The organism is Caldisericum exile AZM16c01 (genome assembly GCF_000284335.1).
GTDB classification, from domain to species: domain Bacteria; phylum Caldisericota; class Caldisericia; order Caldisericales; family Caldisericaceae; genus Caldisericum; species Caldisericum exile.
The window spans coordinates 1,310,594-1,323,874 of record NC_017096.1 but is presented as its reverse complement, the minus strand read 5'-3'; the positions used below and the strand labels follow the sequence as shown (position 1 = coordinate 1,323,874).

At 34.1% G+C, this 13,281-nt stretch carries 15 protein-coding genes; 8 read left to right on the top strand and 7 right to left on the bottom strand.

Going from position 1 to position 13,281, the window contains the following annotated elements:
- Genes rpmA through nadD form a run of 3 tightly spaced genes read left to right on the top strand, consistent with a single transcriptional unit; the run spans window position 1 to window position 2,126 of the window.
- Window positions 1–252 carry a 50S ribosomal protein L27 gene (rpmA, locus tag CSE_RS06715; protein WP_014453885.1) on the top strand — a complete coding sequence of 84 codons (252 nt, stop codon included), beginning with the start codon at window positions 1–3 and terminating at the stop codon, window positions 250–252.
- Window positions 239–1,522, top strand: coding sequence for a GTPase ObgE (obgE, locus tag CSE_RS06710; RefSeq protein ID WP_014453884.1), 1,284 nt, complete (start codon window positions 239–241; stop codon window positions 1,520–1,522). Before rpmA ends, obgE begins: the two co-directional genes overlap by 14 nt.
- The gene (gene nadD / locus CSE_RS06705; protein ID WP_014453883.1) at window positions 1,488–2,126 is read left to right on the top strand and encodes a nicotinate-nucleotide adenylyltransferase; all 639 of its coding nucleotides are present in this window, start codon (window positions 1,488–1,490) and stop codon (window positions 2,124–2,126) included. The genes obgE and nadD overlap by 35 nt, the downstream gene beginning before the upstream one ends.
- Here the strand turns inward: nadD and CSE_RS06700 are convergent.
- Window positions 2,099–3,037, bottom strand: a complete 939-nt coding sequence (locus CSE_RS06700; RefSeq protein ID WP_014453882.1) for a YbgA family protein — start codon at window positions 3,035–3,037, stop codon at window positions 2,099–2,101. The two genes, nadD and CSE_RS06700, sit on opposite strands and share 28 nt — an antisense overlap.
- Window positions 3,038–3,124: 87 nt before the next feature.
- Here CSE_RS06700 and CSE_RS06695 point away from each other — a divergent pair, with 87 nt between their 5' ends.
- A complete protein-coding gene (locus CSE_RS06695; RefSeq protein ID WP_014453881.1) occupies window positions 3,125–3,355 on the top strand; it encodes a hypothetical protein in 231 nt (76 codons plus the stop codon).
- 36 nt (window positions 3,356–3,391) lie between these two features.
- A complete protein-coding gene (locus CSE_RS06690) occupies window positions 3,392–4,738 on the top strand; it encodes a deoxyribodipyrimidine photo-lyase (RefSeq protein WP_014453880.1) in 1,347 nt (448 codons plus the stop codon).
- On the opposite strand, the gene ispE is transcribed toward CSE_RS06690, so the two are convergent.
- The 6 genes from ispE to CSE_RS06660 all read right to left on the bottom strand — a co-directional run bounded on the left by ispE (window position 4,739) and on the right by CSE_RS06660 (window position 11,222).
- On the bottom strand, window positions 4,739–5,581 hold the full coding sequence (gene ispE, locus CSE_RS08010; protein WP_050981352.1) for a 4-(cytidine 5'-diphospho)-2-C-methyl-D-erythritol kinase: 843 nt from the start codon (window positions 5,579–5,581) through the stop codon (window positions 4,739–4,741). It lies immediately after the preceding gene.
- 128 nt (window positions 5,582–5,709) lie between these two features.
- A complete protein-coding gene (locus CSE_RS06680) occupies window positions 5,710–6,477 on the bottom strand; it encodes a competence/damage-inducible protein A (RefSeq protein WP_014453878.1) in 768 nt (255 codons plus the stop codon).
- Entirely contained in the window at window positions 6,474–7,964 is a 1,491-nt protein-coding gene (locus CSE_RS06675) for a DnaB-like helicase C-terminal domain-containing protein (RefSeq protein WP_014453877.1), read from the bottom strand. The genes CSE_RS06680 and CSE_RS06675 overlap by 4 nt, the downstream gene beginning before the upstream one ends.
- Complete coding sequence (locus tag CSE_RS08005) at window positions 7,952–9,364, bottom strand: amidohydrolase (protein WP_014453876.1); 1,413 nt, start codon at window positions 9,362–9,364, stop codon at window positions 7,952–7,954. The genes CSE_RS06675 and CSE_RS08005 overlap by 13 nt, the downstream gene beginning before the upstream one ends.
- Window positions 9,361–10,608 carry a GerMN domain-containing protein gene (locus tag CSE_RS06665; protein ID WP_014453875.1) on the bottom strand — a complete coding sequence of 416 codons (1,248 nt, stop codon included), beginning with the start codon at window positions 10,606–10,608 and terminating at the stop codon, window positions 9,361–9,363. Before CSE_RS06665 ends, CSE_RS08005 begins: the two co-directional genes overlap by 4 nt.
- On the bottom strand, window positions 10,605–11,222 hold the full coding sequence (locus CSE_RS06660) for a glycerol-3-phosphate acyltransferase (RefSeq protein ID WP_014453874.1): 618 nt from the start codon (window positions 11,220–11,222) through the stop codon (window positions 10,605–10,607). The genes CSE_RS06665 and CSE_RS06660 overlap by 4 nt, the downstream gene beginning before the upstream one ends.
- Before the next feature lie 36 nt (window positions 11,223–11,258).
- Here CSE_RS06660 and CSE_RS06655 point away from each other — a divergent pair, with 36 nt between their 5' ends.
- The 3 genes from CSE_RS06655 to CSE_RS06645 all read left to right on the top strand — a co-directional run bounded on the left by CSE_RS06655 (window position 11,259) and on the right by CSE_RS06645 (window position 13,276).
- Window positions 11,259–11,783, top strand: a complete 525-nt coding sequence (locus tag CSE_RS06655) for an RNA polymerase sigma factor (RefSeq protein WP_014453873.1) — start codon at window positions 11,259–11,261, stop codon at window positions 11,781–11,783.
- 42 nt (window positions 11,784–11,825) lie between these two features.
- The gene (locus CSE_RS06650; protein WP_014453872.1) at window positions 11,826–12,434 is read left to right on the top strand and encodes a hypothetical protein; all 609 of its coding nucleotides are present in this window, start codon (window positions 11,826–11,828) and stop codon (window positions 12,432–12,434) included.
- 86 nt (window positions 12,435–12,520) lie between these two features.
- Window positions 12,521–13,276 (top strand): basic amino acid ABC transporter substrate-binding protein, encoded by a 756-nt coding sequence (locus CSE_RS06645; RefSeq protein ID WP_014453871.1) that lies wholly within the window; start codon window positions 12,521–12,523, stop codon window positions 13,274–13,276.
- Window positions 13,277–13,281: the final 5 nt, after the last annotated feature.

Below are 13,281 nucleotides of genomic sequence, written 5' to 3'. Positions count from 1 at the left end.
ATGGGCAAGAAGAGAAGCAAAGTAAATGGGAGAGACTCCAACCCAAAATATCTTGGAGTGAAATTATTTGATGGGCAATTTGCAAAGGCTGGCAATATTATCGTAAGACAGAGAGGTGAAAGGATTAAGGCTGGCAAAAATGTTGGCATTGGATCTGACTGGACACTTTTTGCTCTCAAAGATGGTATTGTCAAATTCACCAAGACAAGAAAGTACACAAAGGTTGATGTTTTAGAGAGTGAAACCGCTTAAGAAGTCGCTTATTGATCACGCATACATAAGAGTTCGCTCAGGAAAAGGCGGAGACGGTGCAATAAGTTTTAGAAGAGAAAAGTTTATACCAAAAGGCGGTCCTGATGGAGGGGACGGAGGTAAGGGTGGCGATGTTATTATAAGAGCCAATAAAAACCTCACAACCCTCCAAAAATTTTTATACAAGAAGCACTTTTTTGCTGAAAATGGTGAAAATGGAAGTGGACGCCTGAAACATGGAAAAAACGGAAAAGACTTAATTATTGAAGTTCCCATTGGTACTACCATTATCGATAGAGAAACAGGAAAAGTCATCGCCGAACTAAACAGAGATGGAGAATCAGTTGTTGTTGCAAAAGGTGGTAAAGGTGGGAGGGGAAACAAGGCTTTTACGACCTCAACAGAACGAGCACCTCGCTATTCTGAAAAGGGTGGACCATATGAAGAAAGAGATCTCGAACTTATCCTTAAAGTTATTTCTGATGTAGGAATTGTTGGCCTTCCGAATGCAGGAAAATCTACTTTTATTTCAAAAGTAAGCAATGCTCATCCTGAAATTGCTTCATACCCATTTACAACGCTTTCTCCAAAAATTGGTGTTGTAAAACTTGACGATCTTAGGTCATTTACTATTGCTGACCTACCTGGCCTTATAGAAGGTGCTTCTATTGGAAAAGGTTTAGGCAATCAGTTTTTATCCCACGTTGAGAAAACTAAGGTCCTCATGTTTCTTATTGATGGCTCAGACAGAAAGAATATCAAGAAGACCTACAAAATCTTATTAAATGAGCTTGGCAATTACAATGAAAATCTTCTTAAGAAAAAAAGAATAATCGTTATTAATAAAATTGATACATGGCTTGTGAGGAGAACAAAAGAACTAAAGGATTTCTTTAAAAGAGTTAATGAGGAGGTCTATTTTATTTCTGCGCTTAATGGCATTGGAATTAAAGAAGTTCTTGAGAGGCTATATGTACTTGTAAAAGAAACAAAAGAGGAGGGGGAAAAGCCTCCTGAAGAGGTAAGAGAATTTACACTTGAAAGAAAAGAAATAGTTGTTGAAAAGATTGATGAGCATACCTTCAAAGTTTTAAATTCAGAACTTGAACGCCACGCTGAACTTACAGATTTCAACAGAGTTGGTTCGGTTAATGAGCTTTTGAGATATTTTGACAAAATCAACCTTGAAAAGATTCTTAAATCAAATGGCATAAAGGAAGGAGATAGAGTGTTCATTGGAAGCAAATCTTTCATCTACCACGAAGATTAGAATTGCTCTCTATGGTGGAGCGTTTAACCCAATTCATGTGGGTCATCTCTTTGTTGCAAAAGAGGCTATAAATCTTTTTAATTTAAGTAAAGTTATCTTTATACCAACTGGCAATCCAGTATTTGCAAAGAAAGATTTACTTGACAAGTATATACGCCTGAATCTTGTTAAAATGGCGATAAAAGATGAAAATCATTTCGAAGTTTCTGATTTTGAAGTGAAAAGCCCCGAGCCTTCTTATTACATTGAAACCTTGAAACACTTTAAGCAAGAAGGTGTTGAAATCTTTTCAATCATTGGAGAAGATGCATTTCTTAAGATCACTCTTTGGAAAGATTACGAAGAAATCTTAAGAAATTCTTACTTTATTGTTGCAAAAAGGTTGAACGATGATTTTTCAACTTTGAGAGAGTTTATTTCAGAAAACCTTAACGGGTTTAAAGACAAAATCTTTACTTTAAGTCATCCTTTATTTTGCATTTCTTCAACTCTTATAAGAGAGCGTGTAAAAAACGGTTTATCAATAACCTACCTTGTGCCAAAAGAGGTTGAGTTAGAAATTTTAAGAAATAACTATTACAAGCGCCTTAATTCCTTTGGATAAGGGTTAAAATACCTTTGTTTCAAGAGATAATCCTCATCAAATCGAACTGCAAATCCTAAAATAAGTTCAATTGGTGTATGAAGATCAACAGTTTCTTTTGAAAAGTCTTCAATAATATCTAAGAAATGTGCTTTTTCTTTCACAGATATTTTGTCTTTGAAATATCCAAATGCGTGCAATAGTGTATTAATATGCGCACCAACTGATGGCCTTTTGTTAAAGGAATTTCTGAATATTTGCGCGTAATTTTCGTATGCATCAAATAGTTTATTTTCTTTGAGGTTTGCAACAATTTTTCCAAGTGCTCTTAAATTTGTCTGATTGTATGTCATAAGCATCAACTTGTATCTTGTATGAAATTCGATAAGATTCGATTTTGTGAGATTGTCTTTGAGATTTCTTATATCTGCGAATGCAAAAATCTTTGTTAAAAATAGTTCTCGGATGCCTTTGTCAATAAGGCGTTTTTCATCTTCGACTGGGTAATTTTTAAACATCTCCATAACATGTCTCACAAACATTCCTGAGGTTTTTCCCACAGGTTCACGCCCTTCAAAGTCCTTATAGTAATTTGTATCCTTTACTCCACAACTTGGAGATTTGCTTTTCAAAAGGAACCCATCTACACTTTTAAGACTTTGCAAAAATTCTTTGCTAAATTCTTTCATCTTTTGAGTTAAGTCTATTCTTGTTGATGGCTGAATTAGTTTGTCTGGATTATTTTTTACAATGATTATTGGGTCTCTTGGTATAGGGAGTCCAATTTGAACCTCTGGACAAACCGGGATGTACTCTACAAATTCACCCAACTTTTTTGAAAATTCATCCTTTATGATACCGCCATCATACCTGGTTGCTTCTAAATTGATGCATTTGCTTAATACAACTTTTGGTTTCGGAAAATTTTCCATAAAAACCTCCAAAAAAGTCAAATAATTTTCTTTAAAAGTTATTGCATTTTTTAATTTTATTATAAAATAAAAGTAAAGGAGGTAAAAATGGCCTGCAAAAAGAAGACAACCGAAAGCGCAACAGAAGCAAAAAAGACAGAAGAAAAGAAGGTAGTTGAGGCTCCAAAGAAAGAAACAAAGAAGGCAGTTGAAAAGAAAGAATCGCCCAAAAAAGAATTAACGAAAAAGGCCGTTAAGAAAGAAGTAAAAGAGCCTGTAAAGAAAGAGGAGAAGAAAGCAACAACCAAAAAATCCTCCTCTACGAAAAAGGCAAAGTAATTTATTTTGGGGGACTTTGTCCCCCAACATTTAGAAATGGGAAGAACAAAAATTTTAAAAGATTTGCATATTAATTCTTATGGTAAATTTGTCCTTTATTGGATGCAATCCTCACAGAGGGTTGTGTATAATTTAGCCCTGTACGAAGCAATTAATAAGGCAAATGAAATTAAGAAACCCCTGGTTGTTTTATTTGTAATAAATGAAAATTTCCCTTACGGAAGCAGAAGAAATTTTCTTTTTATGCTTGAAGGACTTAAGGAAGTTTATGAGGAACTTCACAAACTTGGAATAAAATTTGTTGTTCATGTGGGCGATCCTGTAAAACATGTAGTAGATTTTTCGAAAAATGCTTCCATCCTTATTATGGATGTTGGATATACAAAACTTCTAAGAGAATGGCGAAAGAATATTGTTGAGTCTGTTAATATTCCCGTTTTATCAGTTGAGGATAATGTAATTGTGCCTGTAGAAATTGCATCAAACAAAGAGGAGTATGCAGCATATACAATCAGACGAAAAATCCAAAAACAACTTAATGATTATCTTAAACCTTTAAATATGCCACAAATTGCTTTTCCTCCTTTAAGAGAAATTTTATTTTCATTTGATGTAAGAAATCCTAAAGATGCCATAAACAGGCTTCACTTTAGATATAACATTTCTGAGACATGCTATTTCAAAGGTGGTTATAGTAATGCAAAAGAAATTTTAAATGAGTTCATACAGAATAAGTTGCCAAATTACTTTGAAAAGAAGAATGATTTCTCGGAAAGTTTCACATCAAACTTAAGTCCGTATCTCCATTTTGGTCAAATTTCGCCAATTGAAATTGCTCTTTCTGTGCTTGAAAGTAGTGTAGAGCAACATGAAAAAGAAGCATTTCTTGAAGAACTAATAATTCGAAGGGAACTTGCTTTTAACTTTGTTTATTACAATCCGCGCTATGATAGACTTGAGGGACTTGAACATTGGGAATATGAAACATTACAAAGGCACAAATTTGATATACGAACTTATAGGTATTCTTTTTCACAACTTGAAAATGCTGAAACACATGATCCTCTTTTCAATGCCGCAATGACGGAACTTGTAAAGACTGGGAAGATGCACGGATACTTAAGGATGTACTGGGGTAAGAAGGTAATCGAATGGAGCGAATCACCTGATATTGCCTTTAAGTATCTTGAGGAATTGAATAATAAATACGCATTAGATGGGCGTGACCCAAACTCTTATGCGGGGATTGCTTGGTGCTTCGGAAAACACGACCGACCTTTCAAAGAGCGTCCAATCTTTGGAAAAGTTCGGTATATGAGCGAAAAATCGATATACAAGAAATTTGATGTTAAGAAATATATTGAAAAAGTAAAAAACCTATGATTATATATTAGAACTTACAAGGTCCGTGTTGAATTTCATTTTATCAAGAGTGTTTTTAACTTTTTCCGCCTCCTTTTTTGTATCAAAGATTGCAAACACAGTAGACCCTGATCCTGTAAGGTGAAATTTTACTTCCGCAATTGTTTCAAGAATATTCTTAAATTCAACGAACTTTTCGGATTTCTCTAAAAGCATCATTTCAAAATCGTTATAGCAAAGTTTATCAATGTCTTTTGCTGTGTAATTTCCTTTTTTAATTAATTCAACTAAAGTTAATGTCCTTGTTCCATCTGAGTATTTTCCATAATCATGAAACATAGCATACATTTCTTTTGTCTTGAAGTGAAATTTTGGATGAACCAAAACAAAATATAACTCTTTTAGGTTTGGCAATTCTTGCACAATATCACCGATACCCTTAACCCATGCTGTGTTTGAATCGAGAAAGAATGGCACATCGGAACCGACTTCCTTTGCTATTTCGTAGAGATCACTTTTTGAAAGGATATTTTTGAACATAGCATTAAGGAGAAGTAGTGTTATTGCGCCATCTGCACTTCCGCCTCCAAGTCCACTACCCATTGGGATATTTTTCTTCACATAGATCTCGAAATTTTCTTTCACGTTTGCCTTTTTCTTAAACAATTCAAGCGCTTTGTGAACAGTTGAAGTAATATTTCTAATGGACTCCGAGAATATTATTGAATCTGATTTTCCCAATTTGACTGAAACAACATCAAAAAGACTTATTTTCTGAAATACAGATTCAATGGTGTGGTATTCACCTAATTCACCCGTAATTTCAAGTGTTAAATTTAACTTTGCATATGCTTTTGCTTCCATAGTCATATTATAAAAAGAGATTGCAAATTTTGAAATTTTCTGTAAAATACTTTTACCCTGGCTACAACCTCAAACATTCCCTCTTTTTTGGGGGAAGATACCCCAAATGCCTCTTTTTGAGGTGGGGGTTATGAGGTGTGGCTGGGGCTAATTTCTTTAAAGGTAATTTTAGCATTTTTTAATGTGCTTTCAAAGTATTCTTTTGCTTCATTCAATAGGCCGTTCTTACCGTAAAGAATTATTCTTAACTTCTCTTCCAGATGTATTGGAGGATAAGATGCAGTCTTTACATTAAAATTGCTTTCAATTGCTCTCAAGACCTTTATTAGGCGTGCTTCCTTTTCATCTACTTCGTAGATAACTTTAACGACACTATTTTCAGGTGCAAAATTTAAATCGCTTACAACAATTTTTATCATTGCTTCAAACTCTCTTGGGACGCCAGGGAGGATATAAAAGGTAGTATTTCCAATTTTTATTTTTTCACCTGCGGCAACACCAGTTGGATTCTCTATAGGCATACTTCCCAAAAGACCTTCTGAGAGTTCATCTATGAGATCAATATATTGAATCGCATTCACCCTTTCGATGTTCTTCTTAACAATTTCTCTTTTTTCTTTGCTTTTAACAAGTGGTACATTAAAGGCTTCAGAAAATGCCTTAAGTGTTATATCGTCGGGTGTTAAGCCTAACCCACCTGATGTTATTACCACATCAAAGTAGTCTTTTGTGAAATTCAAAACCCTCTTCAAATCGAGAAGATTGTCTCTTACAAAAAGAAGTTGGTCAAATCTTATGTGAACATTTTTCAAATTCTTTCTTGCAACCTTAAAATTTTCATCCTCTCGAAGACCGTCTAGGATTTCGTCTCCGATTATTATAAGTGCTATTTTCATCTCATATTAACAAGATAACCGTTTTCAAGCATCCACTCGAATATCTTCGAAATTTTTGCATAAGTGCGTTCTTCTCCTATATCTTTGTATCCAATTTCTACAAGCGTATTATCCTCAATAAGGAATAAGTATTGAATTATTATGTTTCCACCGAAGGGGGCATCTCTATTCTTATCAACGTAAAGATTTAAAATATCAAAATGGGGGATTCTATTGGGATCGATACGACCTTCTTTTGAAGCATTGTAGATTTTTTCATATAGGACATTTGTATCTTTAAAATCCTTTGTTATAACCATTGCAACGTCTGCATCGTATTCAATATCGCCACCACCAGTGCAATTAAACATTGTTGGACGAGTTTTGCTTTCTTCCGTGTCAAGTTTCGCCCCTTCTTTATCAAAAGATGAAATTGCGAATATTGGTGCGTTTAATTCCGTTGACAGGTTAGCAATACCTCCTGAGACCTCATCAACTTGCTGAGCAAGGTCTTGGTAGAGTATATTTGTTGGCACTTTTTGTAAGTAATCGATAAATATTGCAATTTTGTCTGTGTTATTTTCCTGCATTATCGATAGTGCGTGGCTTCTTATCTTGTTTATTGTATCTTCTCTTCTCCCTTCGACAAGATACATATAGTTCATAAACTGCTCTACCTTTGCGTATCCCTGGTTAAACCGCTCCGATAGATCTGGGTCGTCGAAAATTCTTTCTGTTTCAAGAAGATAAGGTGGAATTAAGGTTTCCTGCGATAATACTCTTAAAAATAAGACTCTTTCGGTCTGCTCCCAGGAGTAATACAGCACTGGGATTTTTTCATTCATTGCTATAGAGGTTGCAAGTTTGAGCATAAAATTTGTTTTGCCTCTGCGTGGCGCTCCGGCAAGTGCATAATAAAACCCTCTTCGTGCTCCAGATAGTGTCTCGTTTAGGCATGAAAATGGTTCAAGAGAATATCCAAGAATTGGATTTATATTTTCTGTTCTTCCTTCAAGTTCTGCAGTGAATCTAATAAGATAGCTTCGAAGAGGCAAGATTTTTCTTTTTGCTTTTCCTGTTATGATTTCTCTTAATTCCCCAATTATATTTCCCGTAAATTCTACAAGATCTTCCTTTTTTGCCTTTGATTCAACGTAGCTTTCAATCTTTTTTGCTATATTTATAAGGGTTTTCTCGGCAAGCCGTCTTTTTAAAGTTTCCGTATATGTAAATAAACCTTCAAGGGTAAGTGGATCTTCTTTTTGTATTGTGTTTATAAGTTCCTGCATTTTTGTGGTAAGAAACCCGTCTTCACGTAGAGTTTCTTTTAGAAGATCAATATCAATTTGTGCTGCATTTTTTGAGTATTTTGAGACTATATATTCAAACAAAGTCCTCGCTTCAGACATTTCAAACAGTTCTTTTTCGAGGCCTTCTGCAAGCCCCCTTGTAAGAAGGTATTTATCCTTTGTAATTGTTGCAAGCACCTTTGTTTCTATTTCGTCCATACAATGTCCCCTCCCCTAAAAACTGCTACTATTTCATTTGTTAATAAATTATCCTCAGAAATTTCATTTTTCAAAATTACAAAGTCGGCAAGTTTTCCTTTTGAAATACTTCCTCTGTTTGGAACATAATTGTATGCTCCTCCCCACTCTGTGTATGCCTTTAAAGCCTTGTTGTGTGGAATGCTTTCACTTTCAATAATTGGATGTTTTACTGATGCATTTATACCTTCAAAAATTGAAGCATCTTCAACAGGTGCATCGGAGCCAAAAATTAAGAATCCCTTTGCATTAAGAACTGTATTAAATGCGTATGCATAGTGAAAACCTTCCATATATTTTTTATATAATTCAACGTCTCCTTTTGCATGAATTGGCTGCATCGACGGAATAAATGGTGTTTCTTTCAAAAGGAACAAGTCATTAGGATCAATGAACTGCAGATGCTCAATACGATTCATACAAGTCAAATTTTTGTATTTGCTAAACACCCTTAAGGCAATGTGTACCGCCTCACTTCCAATTGCATGAACTGCAACGAAAATTCCATTTTCATTTGCTCTCTTTACAATTTCTTCAAATTCTAACTCCTCCATAAGAAGGAGTCCTTTAAATGGAAAATCATTAAGCATCTTTGCGGTTTGTGAGCCAAGGGATCCGTCTAGAAATATTTTTAACGGTCCATAAATAAAATTGTTATCACCAAGTCCAGTTTTTATGCCCTCTTTTATTGCTTCATCAAGGTACTCTTTTTGAATGCCTTGCACTACCCTAATAATTCTATCCTTTAGGTAGTCTTTCATATAAAAATCAAAGTTTGTGACAGTTACAATTCCACGCGAAAGGAAATATTCCTCAACCTGTGATAGTATATGGTCATCGATCTTAATTTCTTTTAGATGTTTTACATGGTTTATAGCACTATCCTTGAAAATACCAATAAATTCATCGTTAAGAAATTCAAGCGAGTCTTTATCAATTAACTCGTAATTAATAGAAGCGCTCTTTAGAAATTTCTTTGACACGAATGTAGAGTGTTCGTCCTTACTTTGCATATAAATTTTTTTGTTGAGTGTAAATAGATATTTGAATTGCTCTTTTGTAAGTTTATTGAAGTTAACGTTGAATATGAATGATACATCACGACCTGAAACTGTTAAAACAATATCTTCAAACGACATATTTTCACCATTTATATGTCCAAGTGTATTTGCTATTTCGCCAATATGCGCATGCGATTCGATAAATGCAGGGTAAACAAAACCGTCCAAAGAAGTTGTATCAGGGTCATTACCAATCTCGCTATTCGGTAAAATTTCCTTTATGTAGTTGCCTATAACATACAATCCGTAGTCTTTCAAAATCCTTCCATCTAAATAAACTCCTTTTGCTTTTATTTTCATCTTGTAAGCAAAAATCCCTCCTCTCCTATTGTTAAATCGAGGGTATTGATGTTCGGAATTTCCATTGCAGTTAAGAATACCTGATTTTTAATGTAATCAATTTCATCTGCGGACAAAACTCTTTTTGAGGTAAGCGAAATTTTTAGAGTGTAATTTTTTACCTCAATTTTTGTGATATCTATATCGCTTAGATATGTCTGCAAATTGTTCTTTGGTTTTTTTAATTCTTCAAACACTTTTGTTAGGTTAATTGTTTTTGTTGGTATCGCAACAGGAATGTAAACAGGATTTTCATTTATGAACGATACATAATATAGAATCATAAAAGACATGTTCGGCAATGCATTGAACCTTGCAATCGGCATACTTACATCTACTGCGCCAAAAAGTGTATCAACTTTATTTCCGTCTATTTCAAACGAAACCTTTCTTATATCCCCAATATTTGTTAAGGAATTTACAATAGTTAGCACAAAGAGATTTGAAGTAGAACTACCCAAAGACAATTCATTAATAATATTTGAAAAGTTTACAATGGCAAGTCCACCTGACTTTAGCTCAATGCTTTTAACATATTCAGGTTTCAATAAACTTACAAGTCCAATTTTCGAGCCATATGAGAGTTCGTTAAGAATCTCCATTGCAAGCACCTCTCCTTTATCCGAATCAAGAATTTCTCTTTTCTCAACAGCCTGGTAATTTAAATCAGGCGTGAGGAAGTATAGATATACTGTCCTAAATTTTGGAAGTGAAGAAGTAAGGTGTGATAAAGTTTCATTTATATTTACATATCGTAAAAAAACATTACTTTCTTTTGAATCCACAAGAATTTTTAGGCTATTTACTCCTTTTATTGATTTAAGAGAGTTTGCAAGACTTAAAAATGCTATGTACTCTTCTTTTACTGTTTTCTTTGCTCCATTTGTAACAATGTTAATTGTAAGCGTGCCATCTTGAAATTTTGCAAAATCCAAAGAAAGTTCCTTTGGTATTGTGGGAAAATATGTCAAAAGTTGCGGAGATTTCAAAGTTTCAAAAACTTGTTTTGCAATACTTTCAACGGATCCTGAGAAATTTTCTTTCACGGGAACAAGTTCTTTTGGAATAGGGTCATAGAAGTATACATTCACAGAAGAGGTTTCCGCTTCTTTCGTCCTAAGGTAAATTAGTCCCCCCGTTAATCCAACAACAAACAATACAAGTAAAAATAAACTGATTAATTTACCGGTATCTTTTTTCTTCATAATGAACCTCTTTTCGAAGTAATAAGGTTATTAAATTCTCTTTTAAAGTTTGGAAATCCAAAAAATTCAACCATTATTGTAAAGACAATATTTACAAGAAATAGTTTCAAGTCGTTTGTTGCCAAAAATATCAAAAACGGATACACGGGAAACAGGAAAAATAGACTTATAACCTGAGATTTTGTCATTGTGATAAGTGTAAGGTAGATTATGAGGATTGGTATAAATACATAAAGGCTTTTTAATTCAAGATAAGAGAAAATGATGGTAAGGGTAACGCCCAATGTTGTTGCAGCCCCCCTTCCACCTCTAAACTTAAGAAAGATGGGAAACACATGCCCTAAAACTGCAAATATTCCAGAGATAGCGGCAACATAATAAGGAAGTTTGAAAATATAAATTGCAATGATAATTGGTATGCTTCCTTTAAGAATGTCCAAGAAAAGAACTGTAAGTCCTTCAATTTTTCCTACATGGTGAAATACATTGCCTGTTCCCATATTTTTGGTGCCAATTTCACGAATATCGATCCCCTTTTTCAGTTTCGTAATAATGTATGCAGATGGAAATGAGCCGAATATATATGCAACTAAAAAACTGAATAAAATTTTCATATTTTCATTATAATACAAATTGATAAGGATTGAGTAATGAATGAGAGTGAGTTAATTGAAAGTCTTAAAAAAGGAGACAGGACTGCAAAAGAAATCCTTGTAAGGTCCACACAGGACTTTTTATTTAATTCAGTAATGCAGGTGTGCCACGATAAGGAACTTGCAGAGGATGTTGTCGTTGATACGTATTTAGCAGCCTTTAAATATATAAAGAATTTTAAAGGAGAATCTTCAATAAAAACGTGGCTTTATCGCATTGCAAGAAACATTCTTTACAAGCATTACAATAAATTCAAGAACATAGAGTTGAGAGACGACTTGGTGACATTTAAAAATGGAGAGGAAAAAATATTGGATTACGAAACAAAGGAGTTATTATACCAAGCAATGGAAAAAATTGACCCTGAGGACAGAGAAATTATAACCTTGGTTGATGTTGAAGGGCTTTCCTATGAAGATGTTTCTGAAATTTTAGGTGTGCCTTTGGGAACCGTAAAATCACGGCTATATAGAGCAAGGGATAAATTACGGAATATTTTGAAGGATTTGGGGTATTTTTAAAAATGACGGAACTTTTTTATTATAATAGGTATCTAATTAGCGATGAAAGAAAAAATTAATGAGTATCTTGATGGTAAACTAAGAAAAGAAGAAATTGAGCCACTCCTTGAGGACAAGGAGTATGCTTCGTATTACGAAGATCTCAAAAAGATGAAGGAAGGGTTAAGGGAACTGCGAATTGAATCGCCCGATTTTGTAAGCAAATTGGGACTTGTTGAGAAAAGGCATGCAGTCTTTAGATATTCCCTTGCATTTGCACTCGTTTTAGTTATAGTTTTTGGGGCTGTTTTTTCAAGAAATTTCATTTTGAATAGGGAATTAGTAAGTAAACAAACCGAAATTACAAGACAATTTAAGGTTGCACCTAATATGGATATAATGCAAAAGCCTATCGAAGATACGATAAAAATTGAAATAGACAATGGGAATGTAAATTCTTTACTGGAAGAACTCAAAAAAATAGCAACTCTTAAAAGCACAGACAAAAATAGTAGAACATATGTTTTTGCTGTCAAGGGTGATAAAGTATCGGAATTTTTAAATACAATTGAAAATACACCTACTGTTAAAGTAGTAGAAAATACGCTCAAAGACAAGTCAATTGATACCAATCTTTTTTATCAAATTACGTTAGTAATTCAACAAGAGTAATTTTAAATTTTTTTTCATTTCCTTTACAATATATTGACAGGAATGAGAGTTTGTATAAAATATTTCCAAAAATAAGGAGGTAAGATATGAAGAAAGTATTAATTATTTTTGTGGTAGTTTTGCTTTTCCTTCCGCTTTTTTCAGGTTGCGCAAAAAAGGAGAGTATTCTTAAGGTTGGAACTTCCGCAGATTATCCACCTTTTGAGTATGTTGACGAGAAAACAAAGGAGTTTGTTGGGTTTGACCTGGACCTTATGAGGCTTTTGGGAAAGAAGATGGGTTATGATAAGGTTGAAATCGTTAATATGGATTTTGACACAATCATCCCTTCCCTTCAAACTGATAAGATTGATGTAGGTGCTGCATGCATAACAATTACTAATGAAAGACTTCAACAAGCAGATGCAGTGCCGTATCTTTCAACAGGGCAATCAATCCTTGTTAAAAAAGACTCGCCATTTACACCTAAAACTTTTGAAGATTTAAGCAACCACAAAATTGGCGTTCAAAAAGGTACAACAGGAGAAGAAGCAATTGACAAGGCAGTTACAGATGGCAAAATCAAAAACGCAGATATAAGAAGATATACCTCTGTTGTTCTTGCAATTACCGATTTGCAGAATGGGAATATTGATGCAGTTGTTATTGATACACCTGTTGCAACATATTATTCAACAAAGCAAGACTTTAAGGTAACAGGCGAACTTGTCTCAGAAGAGGCTGGGCTTTTCGTAAAGAAAGGTAATACTGAACTTAAATCAAAACTTGAAAAAGCACTCTCTGAGATTAAGGGAACACAAGAATGGGTTGACCTTATTAACAAATACTTTGGTGGACAGTAAAGAAG